This is a genomic window from Paludibaculum fermentans (genome assembly GCF_051172195.1).
GTDB classification, from domain to species: domain Bacteria; phylum Acidobacteriota; class Terriglobia; order Bryobacterales; family Bryobacteraceae; genus Paludibaculum; species Paludibaculum fermentans_A.
In genome coordinates this window covers 1,438,867-1,453,872 of record NZ_JBPJAQ010000001.1, presented here as the reverse complement: position 1 = coordinate 1,453,872, position 15,006 = coordinate 1,438,867, and the positions used below count along the sequence as shown (strand labels likewise).

The following is a 15,006-nucleotide window of genomic DNA, read 5'->3' as shown; positions in this document are numbered from 1 at the left end:
GGGTATTCCTAAAGAGAAGAACCCGCGCCCCGGGTGGAGCGCGGGTTCGCCAATTGTCCAGTATAGCGCGATCGGGTCCGCGTTAGAAATTCAGGCGGAACGCGACCTGCATGCGGCGCGCATTGGTTCCGTCCGGGAACCCCTGCGACTGCGTGCCGGTGCCGACGTTGGCGATCGGCTTCAGGATGCCCGCGGCCGCCGTATAGGAAGCAACGTTCACCGCCGTGTTGTATTGAGTGTTGAAAGCGTTAAAAGCTTCAAACATCAGGTTCGCCTTCACTCGCTCAGAGAACGGCAGAGAGCGCACGATGCGCGCATCCACTCGAAATACGCGATCGATGTCGATGTTGCCGGTCGGCACGAACGGCACGCGATTCCAACCGCCCGAGCCATTCAGCGTGGTGTAAGCAAGATTCACACCCGAGAACTGGCTGCTCGAGTTTCCCGAGAACGTGACCGTACCTGTGGCGGGCTGCGAGGAAGCCATCGTCGTGATGGAAGAGAGTTCCCAGCCGTTGACGAGGAAACGGTTGAAGGCCGAGCTGTTCTTCGTAAAGGTGGGCGCCCACAGCCAGTTAATCACCGCGCGGTGGCGCTGATCCAAGGAAGAGGTGCCTTTGTCAAAGCCATAGCCGCCAGGATAGGTCGAGTTGACGAAGCTGGAGCTGATGTTCCAGCTGGCTCCCTGCTGGTTCGCGTTGTCGATCGCGTGCGACCAGGTATAGGAAACCTGAGCGATCAGGCCGTGAGACATCCGCTTCTGCAGTTGGAGCGCGAGAGCGTTGTACCAGGACTGGCCGCCATTCTCCACCTGGAGAATCTTGCTGAAGTTCTTGTCGACGCGATTCGCGAACAGGTAGGTGGTCGTCGGGAAGAGGCCAACCTGATTGCCGGAGGCATCCTGAATTTGATACGTGACCGTCGGTCCCGGGGCGCCGAGGTTCAGATCGCGCTGCGTGAAGATGCCGATGCCCCTGCTCCAGATGTAGTTCGCGGTGAGGCCGAGGTCTTTGCCGAGTTGACGCTCAATGCTGACATTACCCTGCTGCGAGTAGGGATTGTGCATCCCCTGGTCGGCGAAGGCCAACTGGACGGAACCAGCCGGGAGGCCAGTCGCGCTGGGCAGAGTGTTGCGGAAAACCGGTGAGCCGGTCTGGGTGCTGTTGATGGATACCGAAGTCTGGTAGAGACCGTTGCCTAGGAACAGCGTATCCAGCATGTTGCCGTGGATGCGGGCATAGAAGATGCCATAGCCGGCGCGGACAACGGTTTTCTCGTCGACGTTGTAGGCCAGGCTGAAACGCGGCGCGAAGTTCAGATTCGATGAGGGAACGCGACCGGTCTGGGGCCACGCGGGGTTGGTCATGGTGGGCTGAGGCAGGAAGGCCTTTTCATAGCGCAGGCCGTAGCTGAGGGTCAGCTTCTTGTTCAGTCTCCAGACGTCCTGGATGTAGGCATTGATGTCCGAGGTACGCAGGGTGTGGATCGGGTTGCCAAACGCCTGTGAGAACGACTGGTAATTCTTTGCGCCCGCCGAGTTGCCGGAAAAATCCTTGGCGAAAGCCGTGATGTTGGCGTAGCTGTAGGCCCCGTTGCCATTGAACAACTGGTTCATCCAGTCCTGGGTGGTCTGGAAGTCGAGGCCGAACTTCAACGAGTGGCTGCCATAAGTCCAGCTCAGGTTGTCCACCAACTGATGGCGCATCTCACTCGGATAGGTGCGGGGGTAAGCCTGCGCGGCGCCGACTGTTGAACCGGCGACAGTAACATAGAGGCCGCCGGTCTCGGGCCACAGGTCGGAAGCACCCGGGTCGGACAGCCGGTCCTTGAACCAGCCATAGCGGACTTCGTTGACCAGATTCGGGGTCACGATGCGCGTCCAGGAAGCCTTACCGTAGCGCGTTTCCACTGTGGAATTGCCGTTGTTGCCAAGCATATTGCCGTTGGTAAGAACGGCCTGGGTCTGAATGCCGTAGGGCGAGCGCCAGTGCATCGCATTCAGGCTGATGCTGAACGAGTCCTTGTCGTTGGGCCGGAAGTCGAGCTTGGCGAAGCCCATGATGGAGCTCACGGTGCGGGGCACCAGCTTGTTCATCTGCTTCTGGATGAAGTTGATAGCGGCGGTACACTGGTCAGCCGTGGCCGTGCAGCTCGACACCGGGATGAAGTTCCCGGTGGGATCCGTCAAGTTATTGTTGACGATTCGGTTCTGGCCCGGGAAGTTGCGCTTCACCGTCTCGAAGTTGCCGAAGTAGAAGATCTTATCCTTCTTCAGTGAGCCGCCCAGGCTGGCGCCGGCCTGGTGCCGCCATTCGGGAGCGTTCAAACCGTTCGCGTAGCGGTCGGTTGCATTCAGCGTCCGGTTGCGGAAGAACCAGTAAGCCGTTCCGTGCGTCGCGTTGGTTCCGCTGCGGGTAACAGTATTAATGACGCCACCCATGGCGCGGCCGAACTCAGCGGAGAAACCATTCGAGAGCACCTGGAATTCCTGCACGGCATCCTGGGAGATCTGGGTGGAGATGCGGGTGCGGCCGGCGTTCTCGTTATAGAAACTGTTTGTTGTGTCGTTGCCGTCCGTCAGGAAGGAGTTGCCCATGGCGATGCCGCGGAACGCAACCAGTCCGAACGTGCCGTCGTTCACCACGGCCGGGGTGAGCAGTACAAAAGAGTCGACTCGGCGGCCATTGATGGGCAGATTGTCGATCTGCGACTGGCCCACTACCTGCGACACGCCCACATTGGTATCGGACACCAGAGGCGCAGCCGAGGTGACTTCCACCGTCGTGGCCGTCGTGGCAACCGACAGAGTCACATTAAAGCTCTGGGTGGCACCGACCTGCAACTGGAAGCTCTTCACTTCCCACAGCGCGAATCCCTGCTTCTTTACCGAAACGGCGTAACCAGTCGCCGGCGGCAGCGAAGGAGCACTAAACGCGCCCGCTTCATTTGTATCCATCGTACGGCGGATGCCAAGGGAGTCGTTGGAAACGACTACACTTGCGCCCGGGACGGCAGAACCTGACTCGTCTCGTACGCTGCCAGAAACACCAGCCAATCCCGCGACGGCCTGAGCCCAGGCGGAGGTTGCCGCCAAGACCAGTACGACCGAGAGGAAAAATATTCTTATTTTCATATCGGAATCTCCCAATTGCTGTAACGAGGTAAGGTAAACTGCGCACTACAGCCGGTGGATGGTGGATTGCACTCCGCCTGCGGGGGAACGTCTAGGTTATCCCAGGCGGTCATCTTAGCTAGAGACGACAGTTCACGCCATTGCCTGAGCAACAAGCCGTTCGCGTGACCTTGTTCGAACAGAGCTTTCCTTCCCTGAAGACTCAACATCTATGAGAATAGCAGACCGAATCTGCGGTTGCGTTACAGTTGCACATCCATTCTGTGACTCTCTTCAGCACCCCCCCTGGTAACCAGATCAATTCGTGAAGCTTTGTTACGAAATGTTCATATCAATCAAAACCCGGCCCTCAAACCCACCCGGTATCTTTGTTCTTTATTCGCCTGACAAGCATGTAAATCGGAGCTCCCGGTGTGATATGAAAGTTCCATGAGCTTGGATCAACAAGTAGCGGTCATCACCGGTTCCACCAAGGGCCTCGGCCGCGAAATGGCCTTACGCTTCGCGTCCAAGGGTTGCCGTGTCGTGGTTCACGGCATGGACGCCGATCGGGCCGAAGAAGTTCGCCAGGCCTGCGGGCCAAACGCCGCCATCTTCCTGGGGGATATCGCCGACCAACCCACCGCGATGGCCTTAATGGACTTTGCTGTCAAGAAATTCGGGCGTCTCGATATCCTGGTGAACAATGCCGGAGTCGTTAAGATGCAGCCGTTTCTCGAATTCGAGGCCGCCGTGTGGCGGCGCCTCGTGGACATCCATCTCAGCGGGGCATTTTATTGCGCCCAGGCCGCGGCGAGAATCATGGCTCAGGCGGGAGGCGGGCGCATCCTCAACATCTCTACCATCGCAGCCTCCTTCGGCCAGTTCGGATTTGCCGCATACGCGCCCGTCAAGGCCGGGGTTGAAGCACTCACACGGGTCATGGCCGTCGAACTCGCCCAGCACAGGATCTCTGTGAACTGCATTGCGCCCGGACCGGTCTGGAACGACATGATGGAGCACCTCTATGGCCCCGAGAAGTTGGCCGAGCGCTGCCGCACGATTCCCATGCAGCGCATGGCCGAGGCTTCGGAAGTGGCGGAGTTGGCGCTGTATCTGCTCTCTCCCGCAGCGGGCTATATGACGGGACAAGTCCTGCATCTGGACGGCGGAGCCAGCGCAGCCGGCTGCTTCACGATGGAAGTCTACAAGCGCGCTACTTCTTAAGGTGGCTAGCCGCCGCGTCCCGGTTCTGCTGGGCGTTCGCATACTTTGGATTGAGCCGCAGCGCCTGGTCGAAATCGGCCACGGCCTTCTCCCATTGCGCCAGCCGCATGTAGGCGTAGCCGCGAGCGTTCCACGCCAGCGACAACTTCGGGTTCATCTCCACGGCCAGAGTCAGTTCGCTGATCGACTCTTTGAACTGCCCGGCCTGCAGTAGCGTGCGGCCCGCGGCATGATGCGATTCGGCGGTCCCGGCGGATTGCGCTTTGGATATAGCGACTGCAACCGGGGCTGGCGCCGGCGCCCGTGGAGGCACAACCGGAAGAGGTTTCGCCTCGACCGTAACCGGAGCCGGGGGCGGAACCGGGGCGGGCGGCGGAGACACAGTCTTCGTCACAACGGGTGCTGCCTGCTGGGGAGCGGCCTCCGCCTCCGCCGGCTTGGCCCGCTGGGCTGCCGCCTCGCTCTCTTTTTCCCTCTCTGAGGCAACCTCCGCCCGCGCTTTGGCCGCAACTTCGTGGAACTCCGTGTTGGCCGGCTCCAGGCGTTCCGCCGTCTCCAGATCCGCCAGGGCGTTTGCATACTGCTTCAGCAGGAAGTACGCGCTGCCGCGTGAATACCAGGTCAGGGCGTTATTGGGATCCAGATCGATTGCCTTCGTCCTGTCGGCTAGACCCTTCAGGTGGTCGCCCATGGAGTGGTAGCTCCCGCCACGGGCAATGTAAGCCATCGGATTGGCCGGATCCGCTTCCACGGCTCTATTGCGGTCTTCCAGGGCATCCTTTGGCCGCCCAAGCCGCACCATTAAGTCCGCCCTGGCCAGCAAAGCTCGCGGATTCTGCGGGTTGGCCTGGAGTGAGGCGGCATAGTCCGCCAGCGCCTCGTCATTCTTGCCCAGGGTTTCCTGTGCCGCTGCACGGTACATGTAGGCCGTGGCCCGGTCCGGCCAGTCGGCCTCTTTGTGCAGATCCAGGGCCTTCGTAAAGTCGGCTACGGCTTTGTCGAAGTACCCTACCTGGCCCTGCGCATGCCCTCGCTCAAAATACGCGTCCGCATAGTCCGGCTTCAGGGCAATCGCCCTGTCATAATCCTCCAGCGCATCGCGGTACTTGGCCGATCTTGCATACATCCTGCCTCGTTCGAGATATGGTTCCGGATTGTCCAGCTTGAGCCTGATTGCGTTGGAAAAGGCCTCCAGCGCTTTCGGTACCTCGCCCATGCCGGCGTAGGCTTCTGCCAGGCTGCGGTAAACCGCCGAGCCTTCGGGACGGACCTCCAGAACGCGCTCAAATGCCGCGGCCGCTTCCGGATAATGCTTCAGGGCGAGCCGGGCATCGCCGAGGAACCGTAGAACTTCCGGATCGTTAGGCGTGGTCTCCAAGGCCAGATTCAGGTCGGTCACTGCCAGTTGGAACTTGCCGAGCTTGTAATAGATGATTCCGCGGCGCCGAAGCGAACCCGAGGAACGCGGGTCGACTGAGAGAACTTCGCTGTAGCGCTCGACCGCCTCATCCAGTTTTCCTGATGCTTCGGCGCGAACGCCCCGCTCATAGGACATGGCCGCCGAGCGGCGATCCAGTTGGCCGGAAAGAGTGAACGATAGCCCGCACAGTACCAGCAGAGATAGAGCGGGCGCCTTCCTCCTCATGTTTCCAGCATCTTACATGGACTTGACCCGTTCTTCAAGTTGTTTGCTAAGTTCAACATAGTCCTCGCCTTCCAAACGCAAAGGCGCGCCGATCACAACCCGCACAAAACCCGGTCGCGGAAACCGCCAAGTTGGGTGCAGAATTCGGTTGGAGCCGTGAATCCGCACCGGCACCACCGGCACCTTCAATCGCGAGGCCATCATCGCCGCTCCGGGCTGGAACGATCCCACTGAATCGTCGTAGCTGTGCTTGCCTTCGGGGAAGATCAGAGGGCACCAACCCTCTTCCACCATCTCGCCGATGTAGCGCAGTGTCTGCCGCGTGCCGGCTTCACGTTGCGGGATCGGCAGGGCGTTGAACATCAGGCAGGACAGGTAGTAGTTCAGGTTGCTGGTGAACCGGGAAAACAGGCTATGCTTCTCCGGGTGGTAATGCCCGTCGAAGAACTCTTTACGCATCGCCGGCGCCAGTTTGTGCCGCCACTTCCACGGCATCGCGATGAACACGATGGGTGCATCGAAATAGCCCTGGTGGTTGCAGGCGAAGATCACAGGACCGTCGATGTTGCGCAGATTCTCGCGGCCCTCCACCCGGACCCATGCAAATATCCGGGCCAGGTTCAGCAGCCACACGTTCAGGTGGAAGATGCGCGACCAGAGCGCCCACTTCGCCCGGTTCCAGGTGGGGAAGTCCATCACCTCCGCGGGTCCGGAAGATCCGGCCGGAGCTGATTTCAGCGCCTCCAGGTCCGCGATGGTCTTCGCATTCGTGAACGCCCTCTCGTCGACCGGGGCGCCCAACTCCCGTTCGAGCGCCACCAACAGTTCAACCCGGTCCAGCGACGACAAACCCAGGTCGTCCAATGACGTGCCTGCGCTGACTTCGCGCCCGGTCGTCCACTTGCCCAGCAGCGCCTCCATCCCGCTCGCATCTTTGCCCGGCCCCGCCTGGCGGGCTTCCCCGGTGAGCCGGTTGCGGATCTCGCGCCGCCGCAACTTGCGGGTTCCCTCCGTACGCGGCAGCTCGGGTTCGCTCCAGACGGTGTAGCTGCGCACCTTCTGATGCTCTTCCAAGGTTCCGTTGGCCTGCGCGATCACCTGCTCCGCGCGGGTTGAACCCTCCAGCACGATCGCGGCGTGGACCCGCTCCCCGCCGTCGGCCTTCATCCCAATGACGGCGCTCTCTTTTACGCCCACAATGCCGTTCAACACCCGCTCAACATCCTCGGGGAAGACGTTTCGCCCGTCCGGCAGAACGATCATCTCCTTCTTGCGGCCCTTGATCATCAGGCGGCCGGAGTCGTCCAGTTCACCGATGTCGCCCGTGTGAAACCAGCCGTTTTCAAAGGCTTCAGCCGTGGCCTCGGGATTATTGAAATAGCCCGACGTCACGTTGCCGCCGCGCACCAGCACCTCGCCATCATCCGCTATCCGGATCTGGACGCCCGCGATCGGTTTACCCACTGTGCCGCGGCGCGAATGGAAGGGATGGTTGAGTGTAACAATGGGAGCCGCTTCAGTCAGCCCATAGCCTTGAATCACCGCCCAGCCGAGATTGCCCCAGAACTCTTCGAGCCCCGGATCCAAAGCCGCTCCGCCCACCACGAAGCTCCAGAACTTGTGCCCGAACAACCGGTGCGCCCGTCGGTAGCGCCACCAGCGCCACCAGAACTTCTCACCCGCCGGAGCATTTTCAGCCGTCTCCGGCGCTACGCCCTTCAGGTACTCTTTCAGGACATCGAGGATCTTCGGCACCGACACCAGCACGGAAATCTTGCGCGACTTGATCTGGCGCACAATTTCGCGCGGATCCTGGCTGCGCTGGAAGATCACCGTCCCGGAGATCATCGGCGGGATGAAAATCGCCATCGCCTGGCCGAACATGTGGCTCAGAGGCAGCAGGTTCAGGAAGCGGATGGGCGAGAACGGCCGCGCGTACTTGCGGTACTTCAACACCTCCCGTTCCACTGGCACGATGTTGGCCAGAATATTGCGGTGGGTGATGATTACGCCCTTTGGCTCTGCCGTCGCACCCGAGGTGAACAGGATCTCGGCGATGTCGTCGGGCTTGGCCTGGACCTCTTCAAACCGCGCATCCGCACTCTTCCAGTCCAGGTCCGACAGCCGCCAGACCGGTGGTCCGCCCTCCATGGCCGGCACCTTCACCTCGTCGCCGGCGGCAATCGCCTTCGCCGAGGTGATCTTCATTACGCGCTGCAGGAACTCCGCCGAATGATGTTCGTCGATGGGCGCGACAGCCACTCCGCGCAGTACACAACCCCAGAAGGCCGCTACCCACGCCGGCCGGTTCTCACTCCAAAGAATGATGCGGTCGCCGCTGCCGATGCCGGCCGCCTGCAGTTTTGCCGCAAAGTTGCGGGCTGCTCGGGCTAAACCCGCGTAACTGTAAGCGCGCGGCCGGAAGCCGTCGTCATATACGAGATATTCGCCTTCCAGATCCGCGACTGTGCGGAAGTAGTCCAGCAGCGTTTCACGCACCATGCACTGCCAACCTTACTGGATCGTGCTGGAACCCTGAATCCCCATGTCTGTGCTCGCCACGTTCTTGTTGATGTGGTTGTCCAGGTTGATCACATAGGTTTCCGGAGCGTCGATCAGCACCGGGGAGTGAGTCGCACAGATAATGCGGAATTTCTTCTCCTGCACCAGTTCCATCAGCATCTTCAGGACGCGGCGCTGGTTCGAAACCGACAGCGCCATCTCGGGCTCGTCCAGCAGCAGGATGGTGCCTTCCGGCAAGGCGGGAAACGTCTCCCGGAACATCGACAACATCACCTGCCCATGACTCGCTGCCTGGATGAACTCCTGCATCTGCGGATTGCCCTCAAACAGCTCGGGGTGCATCCGCGGGTTGTGCTGTTCCGCGTCGAACAGGAAAATCTTCGGCGCCTCCACCTGCTTTTCGAAGCGGTAGATGTAGCCCTCGATCTGCTCGCCTTGCAGGGCGTAGTAGATGGAATGCAACAGCGTCGACTTGCCGCAGCCGTTCTCTCCAGTCAGCAGAACGAGGGGATGGGTGAGATCCACCACGATCGGCATATGGAAGTTCAGTTGGACAAAGACAGGGTGCGACAGTATTTTGAGGAACATGCCAGGGAAAGTACCAGGATAGCAGCGCCCTACCGGTCGGGAAATCGTTTGCGGACCGGGCTGCGCTGGAATCCGTCCAACCCCTGCTGTTTGGGATCGTAGTTCGGGTCGTTGCTATAGACCGCCTCACCGCGCTCATTTACCCACCGGTGGTTCCAGGCATTCGACCCCGTCTCCACCTTCTTCGTGACAGGGTTGACATACTCCTCTGTCCCCATCAGCGTGTGGTACATCTGATTGTTGATTTCGGCATTTGTGCGGCGCCGGTGCTCGACGATCTCCCGGTCGAGCCGGGCGATGTCCTGTTGGCTTCGAATGGCGATTTCGTTGCGTTGCATCTGGCCGCGGATCTCCCCTTCCACCCAGCGCGGGTTCAACTCAATCGAGTTCAGGATAGTGGCCACGATCGGGCCCGTCTTTTCCAGTTCTCCGGCCGGCGCCCGCACCGTGAACGTGTCTTTGTTGCACCACAGACCCGCGCCCGCCGGACCAAAATCCTGCACCGCTGTATACAGCGCTTCCTCCCACGCAGCCGAGCCTTCCTGATAGTTCAGCACCAGCAGTCCCGCGGAGTACTGCATGTCGATGGGCACTCCGGAAGTCCGCAATAGTTGCCGGTAAGATTCCGCGACCTTGGGTAGCGGATAGCGGCCTTTCACCTGCGGCCCTGACGCCCGCGCATGCTGGCGCCGGAATACCCCTTGATCCAGATATCCAAACGCATCCAACACTGGCCAGACCAGCGCCCCGTTGTAGTTGCTGCCCTGGGGAAACAGCCCGGCCGCCGGCATGCGGCGCGAGTCGATGTACATCGTCTCGGGCAGCCAGTGCAGTGTAATGCGCCCGTCCGGACTCGATGCTGTCATCTCGAGCTTGGCTGAGATCGCATTCAGGGCTCCGCCCGAGGTCATCGGGTTCACCCGGACAATCCCGCCCGTCACTCGCCAATCGGACGGCAGCAGGAGGCTGAATGCGCCTTCCTTCGGCTCCGCCACACGTTTGAAGTAAACTGCCTTCGGCTGGGCCAAACAGATGGAAACCGAAAGCACCACCAACGGTGTCCAACACCTAACCATGGGTTCCTCCGTATGAATAATTGCAGACTAGCAGGTCTGATTCTGGCGTCAAGCGCCACACTGGGTGTACTCTCCCTGGCTGGCTGCTCGGCCCGCCAGCCGGGGGCGAAGACCTGGCGCCTGGTTGGCACTGGAAGGTCGTTAACACTGAGTCCCCCGCGGCCGGCCGGGCCGGAATTCACATTGAAGAATGCGCGCGCCGCCAGCCCCAAGGGCCCGGCCTGCCGGCTGGAGACCCCCGAAGTTTCCTTCCGCTGGAAAGGCCGTACCGCCAAAGTGCGGGCCACGGCGGATTCCCTGGTATCCATGCCGGGTTCGCTGGTAGCCGCCGAAGGAAGCAAAGGACCGCAGGGGCTGTCGAGTGAGACCCTTCTTGCCAGGAACTGGTTCCGGGAGGACTTCCTGCCTGGTCTGGCCAAGCAGCAAGCCGAGGGCTGCCTGGCGGCGGCCGAGATCCCTCAACTCACCCAACGAGTCATTGACAATCTGGCCATTCCAACAGCCACGGCTTATCGCCTCCGCTATGGTGAGTTCGCGATGAACGGCTACATTGATGTGGATTCGAAGTTCCGCCTGACCGGAATCGAACCCATTCGCACCAACGGTCAGGTGACCGGCTACCGCACGTCCTACTATTTATTGAAGCCGGCCGCCCGCGGTGGTGTCGAGGTTTCCGCCGGAGCTTCGGAAAGCAACACGGCCGGCACACTCACCGCCGGCACGGCCGTCGATTCCGAACTGCTCCACCTGCCGCCCGGCGCGACGTACTTACGTCTGTTCTTCCGTTCATGGAGTATTCGCGAAGACCGCCGCATCGCCGTACTCGCCGCGCAGTCCCAAAGTGCACTCGAAGCAGCCACCGGAGCATTTAACGAGAACCCCGAAGCATTCTGCGCCACGGCTGCGGCCAATGGGGTGGCCTGCGTCGGTGTCCCCAGGGACACGGTCATTGGACCCGAACTGCTGGTCCAGACCAATAACCGCAACCTCTACGTGCCTGTCAGCGGCAGTCTCGGCGATCTCTTTCGCGCCGCGGGCATTCGCGACCCTAAGACGGTTTTGGCCACCCTGAAGATCAGCAAGCCCTACGAAGGCAAACTCGTGCCAATCGACCTGAGCCAGGCTGGTGGCGGTATTGTCACCTTTGTATTTACCGGCGGCGAGCAGGTGTCGTGGTAAGCGGGCTTAGCCTTTGGTCAGTTTGAAATTACGAAACGAACCCGTATCGAAGAAGCTGCCCAGCCCGATGCGGCCGGCGCCCAGGCTGAGATCGACGCCCTTCAAGGCAGGCGAGGTCTGGCCATTCACCCAGCACTCGACAAGTCCTTTCGACGCGTCGTAGGTGATCTTCACCTTCTGCCAGTCTTCGGTCAGCAGGGTCCCCGGACCCTTGGTGGGGCTGATGCGCACACGGTCGCCGTTGAAGCAATGGAAGATTCCGTTGTGGACTTCCACCTTCTCCGGCGAGTCGTTGGAAAGATGGACGTAGTTGAAATAGCCATCCTTCTGCCACGCGTACAACAGCACCAGGGAGCCTTTGCCAGGCTTGCGCTTCACTTCGGTTTCCAGCGTGAACTTGGCGATCGGCTCGGTCTGCGCCAGGGCGAATTGCACTGGCCGGCGCGGGTTCGCTTCCTGCGGGCGCGGCACCACCAACTCCAGCTCCGAGGTGCTGATCTTCCAATCGGCGGCGGCGATCACGTCCCACTCCAGCCCGAAGGCACTGATCTTCTCGGCCAGGGGCGGTGTCTTCGGAGCCGCCATCACGGCAGGCAGCAGGGCGGGCAGGGCAAACAGGCTACGGCGTCGCATGCGTCTATCATATGCCGCTGTGCCACTCCGCGGAACGCAGGAGGACGATGAAACCCCAAAGGTTGATCTCTCATCAATAGGAGTGAAGGGAGGGGCCTTTATGTTCCACTCCTGGAACAGTCGGTCTTCGCAACTCTGGGAAAGAGCCGCCACAACCTGGTGCCGGGTGATGCATCCCGCGCCTATGTGGCCCGTCAATGGTCAATATCGCTGCCCTGAATGCCTCCGCACTTATGCGGTCCCGTGGGAAGAGCAGCGCAAGCCAGTTCATTCCGTCACTCCGCTGCCCGTACGAGTGACTTCGCAGCCCGCCGCCCAACCGCCTTTGGGCCGCGCCGCTTAAAGTCCATCAACCCCTGAACAATCCTGGAGCGGCGCCGGGCCGGAAACCCGGAAATACGGTCCCCAGATCGGTCCGCCCCAAGTGTGTCGTTACGATCTCGCCCAGGACATCGCGGAAGTCCGTGGTGACGGCGAGATCGCGGCCTTCATAGAGTTGTTCGGCTTCGAGGCCTGGCCATCGCCCGGCTACGCGGCCCCCGTGAACGCCGCCGCCCATGGCGAACATCACGTTGGCATGCCCATGGTCGGTACCGCGCGTACCGTTCTCCCGCGCGGTCCGGCCAAATTCGGACATTGTCACAACGACGACATCCTCCATGCGGTCGCCCAGATCGCGCTGGAATGCGACCAGCGCCTGCCCGAACTCCCGCAACTGATTCTCCATCTGCGGGAGTTCGTTGGTGTGATGATCCCAGCCGCCCATGTCCGCGAACGCCGCCTCCAGGCCGACGTTGCCTTTCACCAACTGGGCCACCTGGCGCAGGCTCTGGCCCAGCCGGCCACGCGGGTATACCGCTCCATTTTCCGGAGTCGGATTCGCGCGCCGCACGGATTCCATCATGCGCAAAGCCTCGAACGTCTCGCGCCCCGCCGTCTGCAGCCGGGCATCGCTGGATGCCGCATACATCGACTGGTACTCGCTGGCCATCTTCCTGTCGCGCACCTGGAAGTCGCTCATGTTCCCGATCGCCACGGCCGCCTGGGGACCGCGTAGAGTCTTGGCGAGATTCCCGCTGGCGCTCACCGCCCGCAGCGGAGATGGGTTCGTTTCGTGCGCCAGCGCACGATTCATCCAGCCGTCGCTGGTCGACTTCAACCCCGGAGTCCCACTTTCCATATAGTCCTGCGCGTCGAAGTGCGATCGTGTGGCATCAGGTGAACCCGTGGCATGAACGATCGCGATTTGCTTTGCGTCGTACAGCGGCTTCAGGGGCTCCAGTTGAGGATGCAGGCCGAAGAAGCCATCGAGGTCGATCACTTTCTCACGTGCGATCCCAATCGTGGGCCGCAGTTCCGAATAGCGCTTGTCGCCATGCGGGACCACGATGTTCAAGCCATCGGCCGCGCCCCGCTGCAGTACGGCGACCAGGATCTTCCTGCTGCCGGGTCCGGCGGCCGCCCGCGCCAGCCATTGCGGAGCCACGCCTGCGCCGAACAAAGCCAGCGCGGAGTTCTTGAGGAATACTCTTCGTGTTGCCATCGCCATGCCCCTTTCAACGCTTCTGAAATTCCGGCGAGCCCCAGGTCGAACCGGCGTCCTTGTACTTTGCGCTATCCACTTGGGTCCCCGGCACGCGATTTGCTGCGAGCGCGCTCGCAAAGTTCAGGCGTGCCACAAGGCCCGAAGAATTCACCCATTCTTCCGATTTGTTGGAGTAGCCCGTTGGCTCGGCCTTGCGGTACAACGGCTGTCCCAGACGGTCCACAACTTGGGCGAGGCCGAACCCGAAGGTGACGTTCGCTTCGCCAGCGCGAACAGCGCTGGCGACGAATTCTAAAGGCGATTTTATTTTGCTCTGATAGGCCTCGGCCGACCAGAAGTCCTTCGATTCAAACATCGTCCTGACCACTGCCCGCAGGTCGCCATCAGACTTCAGGTACTCTTTCGCCATGCGGTCGATCAAAGCGGCCGATGGACTGTCGCTGACGAAGCGCAGCGCCAGTTCGCGGCTGAGGAAACGAGCGGTGGCAGGGTGCCTGCCCAGCAACTCCAGTACCTTGATTCCGTCCTCTTCGCCGCCACCCGCGGCAATCTTGACGCCGAGTACCGTCTTCTCGCCCCGATCATGCAGCCGCGGCGCGAAGAAGAACCCGCCTCCCTGTTGAGGCTGCCGGATCGTCCAACCCGTGAAGCAACGCGCCACTTCTACGATGTCCTTTTGGGAATAGCCCCCATCCACCCCCATGGTGTGAAGCTCCATGAGCTCCCGGGCATAATTCTCATTCAATCCACGTTGCTTTTGACGCGGCTGCGAGCCCGGCGCAACGGACTGCCAGTTGTCCAGATAGAACAGCATCGCCGGGTGCTTCGCCGTCGCAGTCAGCAGATCCTTGAACTTGCCGAGAACGTTGGGACGGATGGCGTCCCGTTCGTACGAGGTGATCAGGTAGCGGTTGGCTCCCTTGTCGAAAAACACATTGAAGTGGTTGAACCAGAAGTCCGTCAGGACTTCTTCCAATTGGCGATTGGAGTAGACAGCCCGCAGTATTTTCGCCTCCGACAGGTCGTAGGCGATCACCCTAGGCGGCCCCACTTCCATCAAGTAGTCGCGACGCTGTTGTGTGGTTGCTTCCGCCATGCGGAAGCCCGGCCGAACAGGCCGGGGCGGACGCGTAGCGTCCGCCGCCGAAAAATTTTTCTGGGGTTTAGGCCTTGGATAGGTTCTCGCCAACTCTTCGCTGGACATGCGGAGCGACTCCAGCGGCTGCAGTTTCTCGGTCAACTGCGGATCCTCCGGGATCTGTCCAGGATGCAGTTGCAGATCCAGCCACTTCTTCCATCCCAGTTGCTGAACCCTTTGCACATCGCCCGGCCGGGCCCCAAAAGTTGCCCGGCTCAGCAGGTGTTCCGTGCGTTGCTCTTCCGTCAGGTGCAGAGCCGCCGCGAGCAGCGGGACGGCCAGTAGAAACAGAAGTGGTCGCATACACCGTTACTGACGGCTTTTGTGAAGATGAGGGTG

Annotated in this window: 10 protein-coding genes; 2 read left to right on the top strand and 8 right to left on the bottom strand. The window is 61.0% G+C overall.

The annotated features are described in order from the left end of the window. Positions 1 to 82: 82 nt before the first annotated feature. Positions 83 to 3,133 (bottom strand): TonB-dependent receptor, encoded by a 3,051-nt coding sequence (locus ACR9Y2_RS05905; protein ID WP_435040129.1) that lies wholly within the window; start codon positions 3,131 to 3,133, stop codon positions 83 to 85. A gap of 429 nt (positions 3,134 to 3,562) precedes the next feature. Between ACR9Y2_RS05905 and ACR9Y2_RS05900 the strand changes: the two genes are divergently transcribed. Beyond that, entirely contained in the window at positions 3,563 to 4,339 is a 777-nt protein-coding gene (locus tag ACR9Y2_RS05900; protein ID WP_435040128.1) for an SDR family NAD(P)-dependent oxidoreductase, read from the top strand. Here ACR9Y2_RS05900 and ACR9Y2_RS05895 read toward each other — a convergent pair. Genes ACR9Y2_RS05895 through ACR9Y2_RS05880 form a run of 4 tightly spaced genes read right to left on the bottom strand, consistent with a single transcriptional unit; the run spans position 4,329 to position 10,171 of the window. Beyond that, a complete protein-coding gene (locus ACR9Y2_RS05895) occupies positions 4,329 to 5,984 on the bottom strand; it encodes a tetratricopeptide repeat protein (RefSeq protein WP_435040127.1) in 1,656 nt (551 codons plus the stop codon). The genes ACR9Y2_RS05900 and ACR9Y2_RS05895 overlap by 11 nt on opposite strands. A gap of 12 nt (positions 5,985 to 5,996) precedes the next feature. After that, positions 5,997 to 8,486 (bottom strand): AMP-binding protein, encoded by a 2,490-nt coding sequence (locus tag ACR9Y2_RS05890; protein ID WP_435040126.1) that lies wholly within the window; start codon positions 8,484 to 8,486, stop codon positions 5,997 to 5,999. Between the two features lie 12 nt (positions 8,487 to 8,498). After that, complete coding sequence (locus ACR9Y2_RS05885) at positions 8,499 to 9,095, bottom strand: AAA family ATPase (protein ID WP_435040125.1); 597 nt, start codon at positions 9,093 to 9,095, stop codon at positions 8,499 to 8,501. A gap of 29 nt (positions 9,096 to 9,124) precedes the next feature. Beyond that, positions 9,125 to 10,171, bottom strand: coding sequence for a hypothetical protein (locus ACR9Y2_RS05880; protein ID WP_435040124.1), 1,047 nt, complete (start codon positions 10,169 to 10,171; stop codon positions 9,125 to 9,127). A 183-nt stretch (positions 10,172 to 10,354) separates the two neighbouring features. On the opposite strand from ACR9Y2_RS05880, the gene ACR9Y2_RS05875 reads away from it, so the two are divergent. Then, on the top strand, positions 10,355 to 11,350 hold the full coding sequence (locus ACR9Y2_RS05875; protein WP_435040123.1) for a hypothetical protein: 996 nt from the start codon (positions 10,355 to 10,357) through the stop codon (positions 11,348 to 11,350). 6 nt (positions 11,351 to 11,356) lie between these two features. On the opposite strand, the gene ACR9Y2_RS05870 is transcribed toward ACR9Y2_RS05875, so the two are convergent. The 3 genes from ACR9Y2_RS05870 to ACR9Y2_RS05860 form a co-directional block, all read right to left on the bottom strand. Then, entirely contained in the window at positions 11,357 to 11,983 is a 627-nt protein-coding gene (locus tag ACR9Y2_RS05870) for a hypothetical protein (RefSeq protein WP_435040122.1), read from the bottom strand. A gap of 349 nt (positions 11,984 to 12,332) precedes the next feature. Continuing rightward, on the bottom strand, positions 12,333 to 13,526 hold the full coding sequence (locus ACR9Y2_RS05865) for a DUF1501 domain-containing protein (protein ID WP_435040121.1): 1,194 nt from the start codon (positions 13,524 to 13,526) through the stop codon (positions 12,333 to 12,335). A gap of 13 nt (positions 13,527 to 13,539) precedes the next feature. After that, positions 13,540 to 14,970 carry a DUF1800 domain-containing protein gene (locus ACR9Y2_RS05860; protein ID WP_435040120.1) on the bottom strand — a complete coding sequence of 477 codons (1,431 nt, stop codon included), beginning with the start codon at positions 14,968 to 14,970 and terminating at the stop codon, positions 13,540 to 13,542. Between the last annotated feature and the right edge of the window lie 36 nt (positions 14,971 to 15,006).

Excerpts from the sequence above, each read along its gene's own strand:
- ACR9Y2_RS05900 (WP_435040128.1), top strand. The coding sequence starts at position 3,563 with ATGAGCTTGGATCAACAAGTAGCGGTCATCACCGGTTCCACCAAGGGC.
- ACR9Y2_RS05870 (WP_435040122.1), bottom strand. The coding sequence starts at position 11,983 with ATGCGACGCCGTAGCCTGTTTGCCCTGCCCGCCCTGCTGCCTGCCGTG.
- ACR9Y2_RS05895 (WP_435040127.1), bottom strand. The coding sequence starts at position 5,984 with ATGAGGAGGAAGGCGCCCGCTCTATCTCTGCTGGTACTGTGCGGGCTA.
- ACR9Y2_RS05860 (WP_435040120.1), bottom strand. The coding sequence starts at position 14,970 with ATGCGACCACTTCTGTTTCTACTGGCCGTCCCGCTGCTCGCGGCGGCT.
- ACR9Y2_RS05890 (WP_435040126.1), bottom strand. The coding sequence starts at position 8,486 with ATGGTGCGTGAAACGCTGCTGGACTACTTCCGCACAGTCGCGGATCTG.
- ACR9Y2_RS05885 (WP_435040125.1), bottom strand. The coding sequence starts at position 9,095 with ATGTTCCTCAAAATACTGTCGCACCCTGTCTTTGTCCAACTGAACTTC.
- ACR9Y2_RS05880 (WP_435040124.1), bottom strand. The coding sequence starts at position 10,171 with ATGGTTAGGTGTTGGACACCGTTGGTGGTGCTTTCGGTTTCCATCTGT.
- ACR9Y2_RS05865 (WP_435040121.1), bottom strand. The coding sequence starts at position 13,526 with ATGGCAACACGAAGAGTATTCCTCAAGAACTCCGCGCTGGCTTTGTTC.
- ACR9Y2_RS05905 (WP_435040129.1), bottom strand. The coding sequence starts at position 3,133 with ATGAAAATAAGAATATTTTTCCTCTCGGTCGTACTGGTCTTGGCGGCA.